Genomic DNA, 16,424 nt, shown 5'->3' with positions numbered 1-16,424 from the left:
AATGGGAAAGAAGATACTTTTAGCAGGGGAGTCGTGGATGAGTTACACCACACATGTCAAAGGCTTTGACAGTTTTTACACATCGAGTTATGAAACCGGCGAGAAGTGGCTGAAAGAAGCGCTGATATCGGCGGGGCACGAAGTGACATTTATGCCCAACCACGAAGCAATGGAGGCTTTTCCCTACTCAGTGGAAGCGCTCAACGCGTACGACTGCGTTATTTTATCGGACATCGGCGCCAACACCCTTCTGTTGCCGTTTGCCACTTTTACCAAGAGCGAAGTCAGACCCAATCGCTGCGACGTGATTCGAGACTATGTCCTCGGCGGTGGCGCACTGATTATGGTAGGCGGTTACCTGACGTTTTCAGGTGTAGACGCAAAGGGCAAATGGCAGGATACCGCCGTACAAGAGGTGCTGCCGGTGCAAATCCTAGCAACTGACGATCGCGCAGAACACTGTGAGGGCATCGTTCCAAAAGTTTGCGCCACCCATGAAGCCCTCAAAGGCCTTCCGGAAGTTTGGCCGCATTTGCTCGGCTACAACAAAACCGTCCTCAAGCCTGAAGGCGAGCTCCTCGTTGCGGTGGGAGAAGACCCGTTGGTGGCACTGGGAACTTACGGCAAGGGCAGAAGTGCTGTGTTCACATCGGATTGTGCACCGCACTGGGCGCCGCCTGAGTTCGTGAACTGGTCGGCGTATCCGACCATTTGGCACAACCTCATAGACTGGGTAACCGCGTCGTGACGGAGATTTTGAAAAAGCTGCTCAGTCAGCCTTCTGTCAACGGTACGCCCGGCGAGCGCGCCATAGCCTTGTGCGTATTTGAGCATCTGACCTCGGCGGGAATGCCGACCTACTTGCAACATGTATCAGAGGACCGCTACAATGTCATCGCCCATATCAAAGGTGATGATCGAACGCGGTGTGTGCTCTGGAACGGCCATTTGGACACAGTGCCGTTTGGCGATCTCGAAAAATGGTCCACGCCACCGGATGTGCCCCATGAGAGCGCGGGCGTCGTTTACGCAAGGGGCGCCAGCGATATGAAAGGCGGTCTCGCCGCCATGGTCGATGCACTGTGCGGACAATACAGCGAGGGGCGGCGGCCGAAGACCGACATCGTCTTCCTCGCCACCTGCGATGAAGAAAAAGGCGGTGCCGGTGCAGAGGCGTTTCTCAAGACACAGTTTGCTCAGCGGCTCACATTTGCCTTTGTGGGGGAGCCCACGGGCAACGTGCTGGGCACCGCTCAAAAGGGCTGTCTGTGGGTGAAAATCGTCGTCGAAGGCCGAACGGCACACGGCGCTTATCCCGACAAGGGCGAAAACGCCGTGGTTAAGGCATTCCGACTCTACGGATCGATTCAAATGGCACTTGCCGGTGCTGCCCATCCGCTCTTGGGAGAAACCACCGTCAATCTAGCGTCCATACACGGCGGTACGGCGCACAACATGGTCCCAGACACCTGTGAGATGTTGCTCGACATCCGCTATGTGCCCGCAGTGAGCGACAAGCGACTATTTGGTGCGCTCGATGCACCGGAAGTTAAAACTTACGATGTTTTAAACCACAGACGCCCCATTGATGCACAAAGTGAAGCACCGCATCTTTTTCACTTGTTGAAGATGCCGTCTAAACAAATTGGCGTACGCTATTTTACAGACGCTTCGGTTTTGGCCAAACAACTGCCTCACCTTCCCGTGGTGCTGCTGGGGCCGGGGGCACCTGATAAGGCCCATCAACCCGATGAATGCTTGAGTTTAGCCGCCTATGACGCGGCTGTGGCTTACTATAAAATGCTTTACCGTGACTTTGAGTGAGGCTATAACTGGCTATTTGATAAGACCGATGTACCGTTTTTTCTTCCTCCTCGACGGTACATCGGTCTTTTAGAAAGTTAAATTATACGATAAAATAGACGTATACAGAAGGTGAGGACAACGATGCGAACGACTATAAAAGACATCGCCGAGTTTACGGGGTTGTCGACGACAACCATTTCACTTGTGCTAAACGGAAAAGGCGATAAGATACCGGATAAAACAAAAAAGTTGATTTTTCAAGCTGCGGAGGAACTGGCGTACACCCCCAATCAAGTAGCTGTGGGGCTCGTTAAAAAACAGACAAAAACATTGGGGTTAATTATTTCTGATGTACGCAATGTGTTTTTTGCCAACCTCGCCAAGGGGGTCGAAGACGAATGTCGTCGAAATGGCTGGACGTTGATTTTATGTAATACCAGCGACAGCCACGAACGCGATCTCGCCTATATTCAGATGTTGGCCGACAAGGGGGTCGACGGCATTTTGTACGCCATGTCCGTGGACAGCAACCGCGAAAAAACGCTGGAGAGCATGGAAAAGTTGCGTCGCGTGAAGATGCCTTACATTATGGTCGACCGAATCTTTGAAGAGGGCTGCTGTCACTACATTTCCACAGATCACGAAAGCGGTGGCTATTTGGCCACGGCGCATTTGCTCGATTTGGGCCACAGGGCAATTGCCTGTGTTACCGGACCGAAGCATCTCGACGATTCCAATCTGCGCTTAGCTGGCTACAAAAAGGCGCTGGCGGCATACGGCGTACCTTACGACGAAACGTTGGTGGTCGAGGGGCATTACACGCTAGCAGGTGGGAAAGCGGCTGTTGAGCAGCTGCTCAAGACGATGTGTACCGCAATTTTTGCCTTTAACGATTTGTCTGCTTATGGGGTGTACCACGCTCTGAAAGCCAAGGGCTATGCCATACCGTCAGACTACGCACTAGTGGGTTACGATGACATCTTCTTCTCGGATTTGCTAGATGTACCGTTGACGACTGTCCATCAACCGATTTACGAGATTGGTGTCGATGCGACAAAGACGCTGATAGAAGAGATTGTACCCAAGAAGAACGCCGATTACTTCAATAAGAAAGTGGCGCCGACACTCGTTGTTCGCCAGAGCACAAGCCGTCTTTAAGGGACGGTTCTTTTGTGTCGTTAGATGGCCGATAATGTCGTGTACATGTTGGAACAGCTTGTTTTCTGATTTTAGAATGTCGAACCGTCCCTTAAATTACATTTGTAGCGATTGTGCAGTTATTGAAGCTGTGCTTCAAATTGCATGTAAAAGAAAGCCCTGCTGTTGCAAGGGGTAAGACCACCTCCTTGCTGTTTCATGATGAGGGATTTTGCCGTCTCGCGACTTGAGGGGACGGTTCTTTTGTGTCCACATAGGTGTGAAAAGGGCGATAACCCGTTGAAAACACAGCATTCTCTTTGTCTACAGATACATTGAGTTGCATCCGTCACAAAATAGATCCCTGTACAGCGAAGAAATGTTTCCGAGTGGAGAATCAGGTGTGGAAGGTCGCATTTACAGCAAGTGAGAGCGAGATTAGTCAACAAGATATGGTAAAATATAGTGGATTCCGGCACGAAAGAACCGTCCCCCTTTTTTTAAAAAAACAAAAAGCGTGTCGACAGACACGCTTCACCAAGCTAATCCACTTGTATTTGAGACCATTTTTTACTTTTAAACCTCAAAAACAGGACGCTTGAAAACACCAATATAGAGAATATCTCCGCTATCCAAAGGCCGGAGACGCCGTAGCCAAATGTCAAAATAAACAAATAGGAGAACGGCACAAACAGAATCCAAAGCCGCACAATCGTAAGGAGCATAACCGTCGTCGTATCGCCGGCGCCTCTTAAAGCACCGCTCATGACAATCATAAAGTTCAGTCCCGGTTGGTTCAAGGCCAAAAAGAGCATAACTGGTGCGCCCAAGGCGATGATACGTGCCTCGTCCACAAAGAAACTGATTAAGGTTTTGGGAATAGCGACGAACAGAACGGCCATACAAAGCCCCCACATAACACCGATGCCAGAGGCCGTGTACCCGATTTCAGACGCGCGCGGCACGTCTTTTTCACCAAGTGACTTACCGACCAAAGTAGCCGTGGCAATAGAGATGCCCACCGCCGGCATAAAAGACAGCGACTCGATTTGAATCAGAATCCTGAAAAGCGCTTCGTCGTCAGTGGCCAATCGCGCAATAAAAATCCCAGTAATAACAAACGACAGTTGCATAAGCGCCTGTTCCAATCCACCTGGAAGACTGATTCTAAAAAGTGGTTTGAGGACTTTAGAGTCAAAAAACACCCTTACCCTCAATCGAAATTGGATATTCTTGTAGTAGAGGTGGTAGACGTAAATGCACACAGCGATAATTCTGGACAAAGAGGTCGACAGCGCGGCGCCTGCGATGCCCATCTCCGGAAACGGGCCAAAGCCTGTAATGAGAACGTAGTTGCCGATGATGTTCAGTATGTTGACAAAGCCCGTCACTTTCATAGGCGTTTTCGTGTCACCAGAGCCCCTCAAAATAGCGGCGAAAGAGAATGACAGAAACATGGGGATGAAGCCGATGAGAATAACAGTAAAATACGTAACCGCATCGTCAAAAATATGAGGCTCAATGTCGTATATTCTGAAAATCTCATGTCTAAAAACAGCGGATAACACAAGAATCGTTATACCGACAATAGCGTTGAGAACGACGTTCTGTTCTGCAATGTGTTGTACTTTTTGAAAGTTTTTTTCGCCGTAGGCACGTGAAATCATTGCCACCGCACCGGTGTTAAATGCAGAAAAAGTAAAGATCAGTAAGTACATAATTTGATTTGAAAACCCTACTGAAGCAATCGCCGAGGCGTTGATCAGTTTTCCCAACATAACCGTGTCCGCGACGCCGAGCAATGTGTTGAGTGCCATTTCTATAATGGCGGGAAGGGAAAGCGTTAGAATTGTCCAGATGAGGACGCGCTTTTCTCTTAAAAGTGTGAGTCGTTCACGCATAGTTTCTCCTTTAGGTACACGAAATAGATTGATTTATTATAGCGTATTCCGTTGGAGAAATAAAGCATTTTCATCATTTAAGAGGAAATTTTCCCCTCTGTAAAAGTTTTGTCATAAGTGACCATACCATTTGCATCATAGCGAATCCATCTGCCGTGTTTCACATCGTCCTTAAAATGACCAACTTGCCAGAGGTGACCGGCCTCTTTGTAAAAATGCCATTCGCCTTGCATGCATTCGTCGGCATACGGACCTCGCGCCTTTATACCACCGTTTTTAAAGTAGTAAATCAATTCGTCGTCGACGAGTTCGTAGGCCTTTTGCCCATTTGTATAAACGTCTTTAGTCATTGGAAACACCTTCCTTTCATTGGGGAACTATCTATTCCCTATATACCCTAAAACACATGAAATTATAACTTTTAATGTGTGAATGCCGTTTTATTGGGTAAAAAATGTATTAGCTAATGCATAAGTGGCGAGGAGGGGACACATGAATAATGCTGAGCTTCGGGAATTTTTTATCACTTGCGTCAAAGAAAATGATGCGACAGCTTGGAATCAGTTTCGACGAAAGAATAGGAAACTCACTATTGACTTTTCAAATCTCGAACTGGTCGGCTACGAGTTGAGTCATTTCAATTTGAAGAACATTGACTTCACCTCCGCAAACTTTGGAGAAAGCACCTTTAAACTGTGTGCTTTTGACAAGGCAAACCTAATGAGTATTGGCGGCTTCGCAACGTATTTCGAAGAGTGTAGCTTAGTTTCCGCTTCAATGGTGGACGCTAACTTTTCCATGGCAAAAGCCATGAGTTCAGATTTTAGGTACGTCGACTGGACACAGGCGCGCATTCATCAAGTCGATCTAGAAAACTGCAAATGCGATTACGGTAAATTTATTAAAACGTCTTTTAATACGACCTCTTTAATAGAGAGCACTTTTAACTACGCCGACTTATCGGGGTGTGAAATAACAAACTGCGAGCTCAACGGGGCGCGTTTTGAGGCCGCCATCGTCAGTGGCGACACCATTATATGGGACTGTTACTACGATGAACTAACTGATTTCACAGGCGTGGGGCTTTCCGGTGCGCGAATAGAACCGGCCCTGTTGTCGAGTTTTCAGTGTAATATTCGCCGCATTTGGTGGCACAATTGGTACAGAGATAAAAAACAGTGTCCAATTCCCAAAGAAGGGGGACGTTTCTTTGAACTGTTGCGCTGTAGAGCCAACAAGTGGTTTAGAGCATTTATCCACTTTATTGTCAAAACCTTTTGGTGGATTACCGATTACGGTTCCTCAACCATTCGTCTGATTGGCATATTCAGCCTCGTGACAGTTGCCTTCGCCGTCCTGTACACTTTAGTTCCCACTCTTACCAACGACGCTGTTTTAATAGAGCACCAATTCACATTTTTCGGGTTTATTCGCGCATTGTACTTTGCAGTAGTGGTTATGACCAGTGTTGGTTTTGGGGATATAGCGGCTTCTCATCAAACGGTTTGGGGACATGTGGTCATGATGATTCAATCCCTCATCGGTTATATTCTACTTGGTGCATTTTTAGTTCGGATTGGTATTTTGTTTCAAGGGGAGTTCCCAGTCTCTAAAAACCGTTTAAAGGGCAAAAATAAAAATTATTAGGAGGGCAGTATGGCTGGCATTAAAACCATTATTATTGACGACAGCGATTTTTTTAGAAAGTTTCTGACAGACGTGTGCAAAGACCTTGGCTTTGAAGTTATTGCAGATTTTCCCAGAGGCGATCGATTCTTAGAAGAACTTCAAGCGGGGCGCTTTCTAGAGGGGGAACTGTTGTTGCTCGACATCAATATGCCTGGGCGCCTCGGGACAGATTTAATAGAAGATATATTAGATGCGTCTCCTGAATTGATAATTATTATGATATCGACGCTCAATACAATGAAAATGGTAGACAAGAGTTTATCACTTGGCGCGACAAACTACATAACAAAAGATGCTTCACCAAGTGAAATTAAAGAAACCATTCGCAAGACACTTAAAATGAATGGTTTCACTCTATAAGTAAGCACGCAGAGGGCCTTTCTTCAATAGAGAAGGGTTCTTTTTTATTTGAAAAATTAGAAGAGGCGGTTGGGTACAGAAGCGCTATAGGCCGCCGAGGACGAAATGAGTTGCGTCGACGCTTAGTATGAGCTGAGAAGGGGCGCCTATTGTTCGTGGAAAATTATAGAAGAATGCACTTGTAAAGATATGGAATAATATGTATAATAGAAAGAAATACTGATAAAAGGAGCACTAACTTATGAAGGGGAAATTAAAAGGATGGATTTTAGGGGCAGTGATGGTGTTACATATAGGAGCGGGAATTGCCGCCGGGGAGGCACAGGGGTACAGCGACTTACCCAATGACCACTGGGCATATGCCAACGTCATGGCGCTGACAGAAAAGGGCATTATCAAAGGTTATGACGACGGCAGCTTTAAGCCGAAGAATCTCACGCGCATCGACGAGTTTATCGTTATGACGCTTAGGTCTGAAGGCTATGAACTCAACACCGATGGCGGCTGGTCTAAAGCGTACATCGAAAAAGCCAAAGAACTGAACCTCATTGGTACTAGAGAATTTACCGACTACACCAAACCGATTACACGTGAGGCGATGATTGCCATTGGCGTTAGAGCGGTGGGCCTCGAAGAGGAGCTGCCGTCGGACTACCTCGATGTGTACGTTGAAAACGATGTGAAGGACTTTGATAAAATCGATGCGGCGTACAGCGACGAAGTCCTTGCCGGCTATCGCATTGGCATCACCACGGGAACCGGTGGCAAGTTTTTGCCGAAGTCCAGTGCCACACGTGCAGAAGCCGCAGCCATTATCTCTAGGCTGATGGACGATGCTATGAGAAAGCCGTATGAGAATAGGGCGGTGCAGTCGATGGAAGTGCGTTATTTGCAAACGTATGACCTGGAAGGAAACTTGGTTCTCGATCCTAATTTAGAAATTTCTGATACTTACACACGTAAGCTTACTGGAAGACGGACGTTTTATGCGCCACTTTACAAGGGAGAACCATTGAACGAGTTTGTGGAGTTCGGAAATGTCCTTCAGAATGTATCTCTAAAAGAAAAAGGCTATTTAAGCTTTGGGGGTAATAACGGAGAGGTTTCGGGAGTTGGTTCTGTAGCATTTAAATCAAAAGCATATCATGATGATATGTACGAGAATCCATCCTACTCGGCACTTGATCGTTCTTTTCTTTACGCAGAGCGTAGAGACTTTGATCTTCGCGCTTATACTGAAAATCTCGAAAGCAAGTACAAACCTTACAATTTGATGCTCTGGAAACGCAGCGAGCATATGGCGGGCTACAAAGATTACGAGGCGTTTTTTATGGATACCTATGGCGAACAAGTGAAAGCGCTTTTTGATTACTGGTTTGAAGACCGGTCCGACTACGCTTTTTCAAAGTACCTCGATGCCATGTCGCATAAAGGAAAAAACACAAGCGTAGGAGAAGTCATCAACGGTAGATACTTTGACATGGGGATTACGTCGGGAAGTATTGACTTGACAGTTTCTCTTAAACGATTTTAAACATTATTGGAGGCAATACACATGAAAAGAATTCTAGCAGCTGCACTTGCTCTTGTAATGGTTCTAGGTACCTTGCCGTCGGTGCCGGCGTTTGCCTATGGCAACCCAAACCCAGACAAGTACGACAACAGCGGTGATTATTTTAAAACAGACCCTTACTACGATGTGTCGTGGTTTGACTATAAGAAGAAAAAAGGCATTCCGTTGGAGCTGCCTTATGTGAACAAAGATGGCTTTTTCTTTAACAAGGAACTCTTTGACGACCTCGGTGTCACGGTGTATGGCGATTATAAAGACGTGGCTGACAACGAGTTTAAGCCGGGCAGTATTATCTTTGGTGCCGATGGCGAAACGCGTCTCGGTGAGGATATGAAGAAGGGCTACTATGAAAACAGTACCGGTGAATACCGCTACCACGGGTACGACGCCCAGGGCAACCGGTATGCCAACCGCAATTTTAGGCTAGATGCCGATTCGGGAACGCGGCCTGAACAAAAGCACTGGATTTACCGCGTTTGGGATAAAGATAGTGTCTATCACTATTACTACAGTGAAAAATTGAAAGGCGTAAAACGGATTGCAGAAGCAAGTGATTACAATGAAGCGGCGACTGAAGAGCTGGGGATTGGAGATAAAACTTATGATAGTCAAATCAAATTTACCCGCCAATGGATTAACGACACGCTGCCGTTTGAAATTAAAAGAGGGACAAACAGCGATAAGTCGCCTTACAACTACGCACATGTGCAGACGCGGCCAACAACTTACAGAACAGGTGAAGCGCTTATGTTCCACGACCCGTATCCTGAGATTAGAACCGGACAAAATACCGGACTTTGGTACCAAGTCTTCAGCCTTGAAAAAGTAAAAAACAAAAGTTATATCCCCCACAAAGGTTTTATAAAGGTGGTACAAGGTGACGATGTTATCACCGAATCGGAAATGGCGAAAAAAGCCAACATGACATTTGATGTTAAGCTCTCAGGTGTTCTCAACGACGAGCATCTGTGGGATAACAAAAAAGGCGCCGAGTTTTCAGACGACGTGCTCAGGGGCGTTTACTACAACCGCGAAGATATTAAGCAATGGAATTTTGAACTGAAAGATACGATAACAGGGAAGACCTTAAAAAAAGAGGGGGTAGAGCCAGCAATCAACATGGGCAGTACCGTATTTGAAGTCGTCATGACGTATGATGATTACAGCGAATACATCACTGAAGAAAACCGCAAACTCAACCCCGTTTTTAATGGTATTGTGGAAATTGAGTACCACAACGGTGTTAAGAAGCGCGTGCCGGTGAGTACAGATGCCAATGTTGTGGCGCCAATGGAACCGAAAGAAGAAACTTTGCTAAATCAGCCAGTTCCGCCAGATATAAAAGATCCACTCTTACTCGATATATCAGCGCCAAAAGAAATGCTCGATACAGAGCGTTTTGGTATTACAGACAATACGGTGCTTCACGATGGTTTTACAAGAGAAGTCTATCTCAGAGGAGAAAAGCTTTCAGATGTAGAAGCTGAAATTTTTTTGTCAGGCAACTACCTCTTTCCTCTTGAAGGGAGAGACATAATTTATGATTACCTAGTTAAATGAGACTCTTGCATAATTAACTCGATAATTTGAGAAAAAGGCTTAATCCTAAGTAACAGCCCCTGCCATGCTTTCAAATTTCAATCTTTTGTTGTTCATTATGCTACTAAGAGTTCCTCATTTCTGTTTACTTTAACTTTTGAAGCGATGGTTCCTGCAACCAACGCAATGCAATTTAACAACGCATGAACAGTTGCTTTCTTGATACCTTTAGACCGGATTGAATTCAAATTTAAAATCGTCTTTAGTCGACCGTTGCAACGTTCAACAGAAGTTCGCTTGTTGTATAGAGTCTTCCATTGATCAGATGATCTTAACGGATATCCGATTTGTCTTGGATTTTCTTTACGATTTATCTTGAGCGTATAACCATAATTGCTTGATGAACACCATGCACTCCCATGTGGACAGTTACATTTCCCCAGTACTTGTGGACATCTAAATTTCATGTAATCGCCGTCAATCCCCCAATAAACGAGTTTGTAACCACCAGAACAGACTGGATGAAACTCATCATCTAACCCTTCTGGGGCGGCGTGACTGCCTCTTGGGTTGTAGGCTATGATTGGAGTAGCTTCAAAGTGATTTATTACTGCATCATAGACAGAATTATAATCATATCCAGAGTCCATCGCATAGAACAATGGTCTAAACAGATCTCTATACTGCTTTAGAAACTCTTCAATCAGTGGAACTGCAATTGTTCCATCATGAACATTCGCTGGTGTTACCATAACTGAAAGTGGTAATTCACTGTATGAATCGCTCAGGATATGAAGTTTCCATCCAAACCAACGAATGTTATTACCGTGAGTATCGCGCTTCATTCCCCAGTTTGGGTTGGTGCCGTCATCTACAATATCTTTCTTTGGTTTTGAGGCTTCGAAAGCATCTACCTTAGTAGAGTCTATTGAAATATGACTACCATCAACAATTCCTAATTCTTTAGCATGAACAACTAAATCACCGAATAGTTTCAGCAACGCATCTGATTCTGACAGCTTATCTGCGAATCTGCTGAAAGTGGCTTCTGATGGTACTTTGGATAACACCTCAAAACCACAGTTATAACGTAACACTGGGTTCTCTTTCAACTGTCTCACCAACTCGCTGGTGGTCGAAATTCTCAGAATTTGCTTAGCAATTAATGCGTAAATCATCGGTGCGACTCTGTAACCTTTTGGACCTCTCAAATGACTCTGTTTAGATAATGCCGCAACCAAAGGTGAGATGTTGATCTGAGCAAGAATTAATTCCAATTTCGTTTCTTGCTGAAAGTTCATAATTTCTTCAAAGGAAAATAGACATGTTTGTCGAATATACATAAGTGGAAACTTCCTCCTTCGTTTGGATTGTGTTTGCTGCCACTTATATAATTCGACGTTTGGGGTGAAGTTTCCTTTTTGTTTCTTTAAAAACTTGTTAAATCAACGGTTATAAATTATGCAATTTTCTCAAATACATCGCTAAGTATGAGGACGTTTTGGAAATTGTAGTTGACCATTACAGCTATATTCATGTATACAGCACTAAGCCACATACCTTTGTCAAAACCGATGGCACCTTTAAAGAAAATAGAACCATCAAGTTTAAAGAAGCGTCTTCAGAGCTTCATCCGCAGTATGTGTTAGACCGTGCCAGTGTCGATACGGTGTATTTTGACACGGTTAATGTAAGTGGCGATAACAGCGCGATTAAATTCGCAGCTAAAACTGACAAGCTTCAGACGTTCATCGTGAAAGAGCCGGCAGAGATAGCGTCGAAGTTGAAAGTTAAAATGAACGTTCGGCCCGATCTCATCCAGCGTAGCGACATTCCTGCGGATTATCACGAGGATGAAGCCGAGTACCATCGCTACGTGATTGCCGATATTACGCCGGATATTGTAGCGAATATCTGGAACTGGACGTTGCCGAGAAATGAGGCTCTTGAGTTCATTTACGAACCGGCTAGCCTCGATGAAGACATTTTATCTGTAAACACCTATAAAATCTACATTGATGAAGATGATGACGGCATTCCTGAAAAGCTTGTGGAAGAAGGCAACTATGAGGACTACAAAAGTTATGTACCGCCAAAACTCGGCGCTTACAAGATTGTCTTTTATGTGGAAGAAGCCTTTGGCCAGCCGACACTTGAACAATTTATCACAGAAGAGGACAAACGCACGGCAACTGTAGAAAGGCCGTTTTACGTGGCCAACCTTGCGCCGATGACGCGGCTTTATACGGATATTGAAATAGAGTTCCCAAAAGTGGATGTTACAGTGCTTACTGACGAATCAATTAAAAGAAAACTTAACGATTCGCTTGTAGAAAAGCGCGTGGACTGGATGAACACTTTTAGACAAACAGGGCTGCACGCCAATGTGTATCACTGGGACTTACACACTTATGTCTATGAAAAGTACGTCGAGAAAGAAATTACGAAGGTCAATCAACAAACCCCACTGGAAAGTGAGTTCACTGTTGAGGGGTACTCAGGAGTGATACCTCGGGTGAATCAAGTAATGAATGAGGTAAAAAGAACGGAAACAAGATATGAATCCTATACAGATTCACATTCTAAGGTGGAAACCACCACAAGAAGTGAAGACGGATTCTGCTTTTGGGGGGAGAGTGACCCAAATGGGTTACCGAGTTCTATAAGTTACAATTCTGGAGGTTATGTTGGTACACTCACTCAAACATATTACAACTACGACTCCGAGATAATCGAAGGGAGTGGAGGCTTTAGATGGTGGCGAACAGCTGATTATTCAGGTACAGTAACGAAAACATGGACAGATACTCGGCCTTACGATGTTATAGTTACGGATTACCACTATACCGGCACCTACAAGGGTACGCTTTACAAATACGTCAAACAAGCGTATGCCGGAAAGTTTAGAATGGACTCTGACAAATACCTCGTTTATTTTGCAGACGATAAACTCAATAACCGCGCGGACATCGACACCGTTATGGCCAGAGGGAAGAGTAAAGTCATCCTCGTGGGAAAACCTACGCTGAAGGCTGCATACCCTGGGCACAAATACTTTGTAGACGGGTCGAAGCCGGTAGACGAAATCCTCGGCGAAATCACCGATATTATTGCAGAAGAAAATGCCTTTTTAAACGCACAGCTGCTGCTCGTCGGCGAACCCTTTAAACTGATGCACACAGACTTTGACGACGAGAAAGACCCCATAGACGTCTACGGCTTTAAATACGTGCACGAGGCGGAGTATTACGATAACCCAATGGGGCAAGAGCCGGGGACCGGCAAAGATGCAGAAACAGCGCCTTTTACAGACGCCGTTAAAAAGTCCTTTAGCAAGACGGGCAAATACACCGTCATGCGTCAGATAAAAGATACACCTGAAGAACAGCCAGAGTATACGGAGGATTCAAACCTCGAAAAGATGTTCATTTACGTGCACCGCAAACCTATTGCCAAGTTTGAACTGGACTGGGTTTACGATTCTACAAAACAACATTACAAAACCACGTGGGTTGATTTATCTTATGACCGAGATCATGAACACAGCGACGCACAGAAAGGGATTAGAGACCGCCGCATTCGCTACAGAAAGACTGATGGCGACAACCAGTGGGTTTACTCGATTCCGGATGAACTCGCCGCAGGCAGTTACGAAGTCATCTATATTGTCAAAGACATTGAAGGGGTGTGGTCGGACGAAGCCCGTATGACCTTTACACTTCAGAACGAACCGCCGATGCGGTTGTGGGCAAAACTCAGAAGTGATTTTCCACTCAGCGGTGTACCGGCAAGTGAGGCCGTCACCGTATATGACATGGTAACGCGTTATCATAGAGGCCATCAGGTGTCGTTGACACTGATGAACAGCCGAAATGAGAAGGTGCGTGACATGGCGTTATTTTTAGACAATGACATGACAAAATATAACATAAGAGGCGATAAATACAACTGGGTACCTTTTGAAGAACACTTGTCGCCAGTCCTTCCAGACGGTCCCTACAGCGTTAAGGTAACGGCAAAGTCCAAAGCGGCACCGTATGTCTCAGAGACTGTCATTTTGCCGTTTACAGTGAACACGCCGGTGTTCGTGGAAGGGACGGTTCCCGTATTGACCACAGGCGATCCGGGGGTACTAAAGGCGCGTACCGGAAAGTATTCCAGTGCAACATCGGTGGTATGCTTTAAGGGGACACCTTACGAGCGTCGTTATCCGATGACGCTGGAAAGCGTTCTACCGTCAGGTGATCAGGTCTGGCGTGTAGAAGTGACGCCGACGCCGTCGATGCCGGCGGATCTTTATACCTATGTGTTTACAACGGAGACGCCAAGTGGTAAGACGGCGCAGGACGTGGTGTACGAGCGGGTCGAACAACTGAAAATCACATCGTTTGACGTCAGCGGTTACTGGAACCACTGGCGCGGTCAAAAGGATATGTTCGGCAAGCAGATGAGCGTGGAACCGCATCGATTTTTAAGTCTTGAGAAGGTGGTGTTTACAGCTGAGGTCATCGGGAATCCGGATCGAGTGACGCTTCGGCTGTCGTCTCCGCTGGAGGCCATGCACTATATAAACCCTCAGGGCCAGCGGTATGCGTATGAGGAGATGGTGGGGTATCGCGTGGACTTCCCGCTTGAGATGACACACGAGGGCGAAGGGCGTTACAAAGCGACGTATATTCTTCCGCTGGCAGACCATACGGTGAGTTGGGAAGACAGGCGAGCGGGAGCGCCGTATTACGCTGTGGTGTATGCAGAAAAGGGCGCCGTAAAGAAAGAAGCGCGTATTGAAGACATCGACATCACGGGAAATATCTACGACCAAGTGTATGTTCAGCCTAAGACAGAAGAGTAGTGTCCTGTCCCGTAGGCAAGACGCCTGTCAAACAATTCGCACTTCTGTGGTACAATAGCACTATAGGAGGTGTGTTATGCAAAAGTTGAAAGTATTTTGTACGGTTATGATAACTTTTTTAGGTGCTTTTTTGTTCTTTTATGGTCGACTGTTGGCGCTGGGAACGCATTTTGCTTACCGCCGAACAGACGGCGCCGATAGTATCGGCGGTGCCGATAAGCCAACGACCTTGTACTTGTCATCTGGCAATGAACGCCTCATTAAAATATTAGGTGGCGGGTTGTTTGCCATGGGGAGTTGTCTCTTCTACTTATCTATGAAGAAAAGGAAAGCGTTATGTTAAAACTTATTAAAGGTGCTACGGTCTATGCGCCTGAACCCCTTGGTGTAAAGGATGTGCTTATTGCAGATCGGCGCATTGCCGCAATTGAAGAGGAGATAGCGGTTGAGGGAATGCCTGTTACAACGGTAGAAGCAGGCGGTCTTTTAATGGTTCCGGGCTTTATCGACAACCATGTGCACCTTCTCGGCGGTGGCGGGGAGGGCGGTTACAAGACGCGGACGCCGGAGCTCGTACTTGAAGATTTAATAGAAGCTGGGGTGACGACGGTTGTCGGCTGTCTCGGAACAGATGGCGTCACCCGACGGTTGTCGGCCCTTGTGGCTAAAGCTTATGGGCTCAGGGAAGAGGGTGTAAGCGCCTATGTGTATACAGGCTCTTATCGGGTACCGCCGGTAACTGTTACAGGGGACGTACAAAAGGACCTGTTGATGATCGAACCGGTTATTGGCGTCGGCGAAATTGCGTTATCGGACCACAGGGGCTCTGCACCATCTGGTGAAGCGGTTGTCAAAGTGCTCACCGATGCGCGCGTCGGCGGCATGCTTTCGGGGAAATCCGGTATCGTCAACATTCATCTCGGCGACGGCAAAGCTGGGTTTCGGCCAATTGTAGAGGCCCTTGCGGCATCTGATGTACCGATAACCCAACTCTTACCGACGCATACCAATAGAAGTGAAGTGCTCTATAATGAGGCGCTGGATTATGCGAAAGACGGCGGCTATATCGACTTTACAACGGCGGCTTTATCTGGAGAGCTCTCTGCTCACCAAGCGTATGCGCGGGCTGTGGCCAGTGGTGTTCCCTATGGGCAGATGACGTTTTCATCAGACGGACAGGGGTCGCTGCCTAAGTTTTCGACAGAAGGGGCTTTTTTGGGTCTTGGAATCGGTAAAGTATCGACGTTGTACGCGGCTTTTAAAGCGCTGGTGGTGACACATGGCTTTTCTATTGACACGGCGCTTTTACCGGTGACGTCTACCCCTGCAAAAGTGCTCAAGTTGTCTCAAAAGGGGCGGTTGAGGGTTGGTGGGGATGCCGATTGTCTACTGATTGCGCCAAAAGACCTGTCGATTGATAGTGTTTACGCTATGGGGACCCCGTTGATGCAATCTGGGCGTGTTACATGTCACAGCACATTTTACCAAGAAGATTAAGATTATTTAAAACATTTCAAAATAAAAAGCGTGAAGTCGATTCAAGGTAATGGTACAATGGTAGAGGAAC

General features: G+C 46.3%; 13 protein-coding genes. 10 read left to right on the top strand and 3 right to left on the bottom strand.

The window, feature by feature from the left end; all coding sequences use genetic code 11:
* The first annotated feature begins 1 nt into the window (after position 1).
* The 3 genes from ACR6HW_RS03300 to ACR6HW_RS03290 all read left to right on the top strand — a co-directional run bounded on the left by ACR6HW_RS03300 (position 2) and on the right by ACR6HW_RS03290 (position 2,964).
* Positions 2–748 (top strand): glutamine amidotransferase, encoded by a 747-nt coding sequence (locus tag ACR6HW_RS03300; RefSeq protein WP_455729747.1) that lies wholly within the window; start codon positions 2–4, stop codon positions 746–748.
* On the top strand, positions 745–1,824 hold the full coding sequence (locus ACR6HW_RS03295; protein WP_455729746.1) for a M20 family metallopeptidase: 1,080 nt from the start codon (positions 745–747) through the stop codon (positions 1,822–1,824). The genes ACR6HW_RS03300 and ACR6HW_RS03295 overlap by 4 nt, the downstream gene beginning before the upstream one ends.
* A gap of 123 nt (positions 1,825–1,947) precedes the next feature.
* Complete coding sequence (locus ACR6HW_RS03290; RefSeq protein ID WP_455729745.1) at positions 1,948–2,964, top strand: LacI family DNA-binding transcriptional regulator; 1,017 nt, start codon at positions 1,948–1,950, stop codon at positions 2,962–2,964.
* Between the two features lie 521 nt (positions 2,965–3,485).
* Here ACR6HW_RS03290 and ACR6HW_RS03285 read toward each other — a convergent pair.
* Positions 3,486–4,844 (bottom strand): MATE family efflux transporter, encoded by a 1,359-nt coding sequence (locus ACR6HW_RS03285; protein WP_455729744.1) that lies wholly within the window; start codon positions 4,842–4,844, stop codon positions 3,486–3,488.
* A 77-nt stretch (positions 4,845–4,921) separates the two neighbouring features.
* The gene (locus tag ACR6HW_RS03280) at positions 4,922–5,194 is read right to left on the bottom strand and encodes a toxin-antitoxin system YwqK family antitoxin (RefSeq protein ID WP_455729743.1); all 273 of its coding nucleotides are present in this window, start codon (positions 5,192–5,194) and stop codon (positions 4,922–4,924) included.
* Positions 5,195–5,336: 142 nt separating this feature from the next.
* Between ACR6HW_RS03280 and ACR6HW_RS03275 the strand changes: the two genes are divergently transcribed.
* The 4 genes from ACR6HW_RS03275 (at position 5,337) to ACR6HW_RS03260 (ending at position 10,026) form a co-directional block, all read left to right on the top strand.
* Complete coding sequence (locus tag ACR6HW_RS03275; protein ID WP_455729742.1) at positions 5,337–6,491, top strand: pentapeptide repeat-containing protein; 1,155 nt, start codon at positions 5,337–5,339, stop codon at positions 6,489–6,491.
* A gap of 9 nt (positions 6,492–6,500) precedes the next feature.
* Positions 6,501–6,893 carry a response regulator gene (locus tag ACR6HW_RS03270; RefSeq protein ID WP_455729741.1) on the top strand — a complete coding sequence of 131 codons (393 nt, stop codon included), beginning with the start codon at positions 6,501–6,503 and terminating at the stop codon, positions 6,891–6,893.
* Between the two features lie 241 nt (positions 6,894–7,134).
* Positions 7,135–8,427 carry an S-layer homology domain-containing protein gene (locus tag ACR6HW_RS03265; RefSeq protein WP_455729740.1) on the top strand — a complete coding sequence of 431 codons (1,293 nt, stop codon included), beginning with the start codon at positions 7,135–7,137 and terminating at the stop codon, positions 8,425–8,427.
* A 21-nt stretch (positions 8,428–8,448) separates the two neighbouring features.
* Positions 8,449–10,026 (top strand): Athe_2463 domain-containing protein, encoded by a 1,578-nt coding sequence (locus ACR6HW_RS03260; RefSeq protein ID WP_455729739.1) that lies wholly within the window; start codon positions 8,449–8,451, stop codon positions 10,024–10,026.
* Between the two features lie 95 nt (positions 10,027–10,121).
* Here ACR6HW_RS03260 and ACR6HW_RS03255 read toward each other — a convergent pair whose 3' ends face one another.
* A complete protein-coding gene (locus ACR6HW_RS03255; RefSeq protein ID WP_455727774.1) occupies positions 10,122–11,348 on the bottom strand; it encodes a transposase in 1,227 nt (408 codons plus the stop codon).
* A 158-nt stretch (positions 11,349–11,506) separates the two neighbouring features.
* Here ACR6HW_RS03255 and ACR6HW_RS03250 point away from each other — a divergent pair, with 158 nt between their 5' ends.
* From ACR6HW_RS03250 to iadA, 3 genes are all read left to right on the top strand, one after another.
* Entirely contained in the window at positions 11,507–14,857 is a 3,351-nt protein-coding gene (locus ACR6HW_RS03250) for a hypothetical protein (protein WP_455729738.1), read from the top strand.
* A gap of 76 nt (positions 14,858–14,933) precedes the next feature.
* Complete coding sequence (locus ACR6HW_RS03245) at positions 14,934–15,200, top strand: hypothetical protein (protein ID WP_455729737.1); 267 nt, start codon at positions 14,934–14,936, stop codon at positions 15,198–15,200.
* Positions 15,194–16,354: a beta-aspartyl-peptidase gene (gene iadA, locus ACR6HW_RS03240; RefSeq protein ID WP_455729736.1), complete on the top strand. Its 1,161-nt coding sequence runs from the start codon at positions 15,194–15,196 to the stop codon at positions 16,352–16,354. Before ACR6HW_RS03245 ends, iadA begins: the two co-directional genes overlap by 7 nt.
* Positions 16,355–16,424: the final 70 nt, after the last annotated feature.

Source organism: Fusibacter sp. JL298sf-3 (assembly GCF_053842995.1).
Note: the sequence above shows the minus strand (reverse complement) of the source record. Positions and strands in the feature narration are given on the sequence as shown.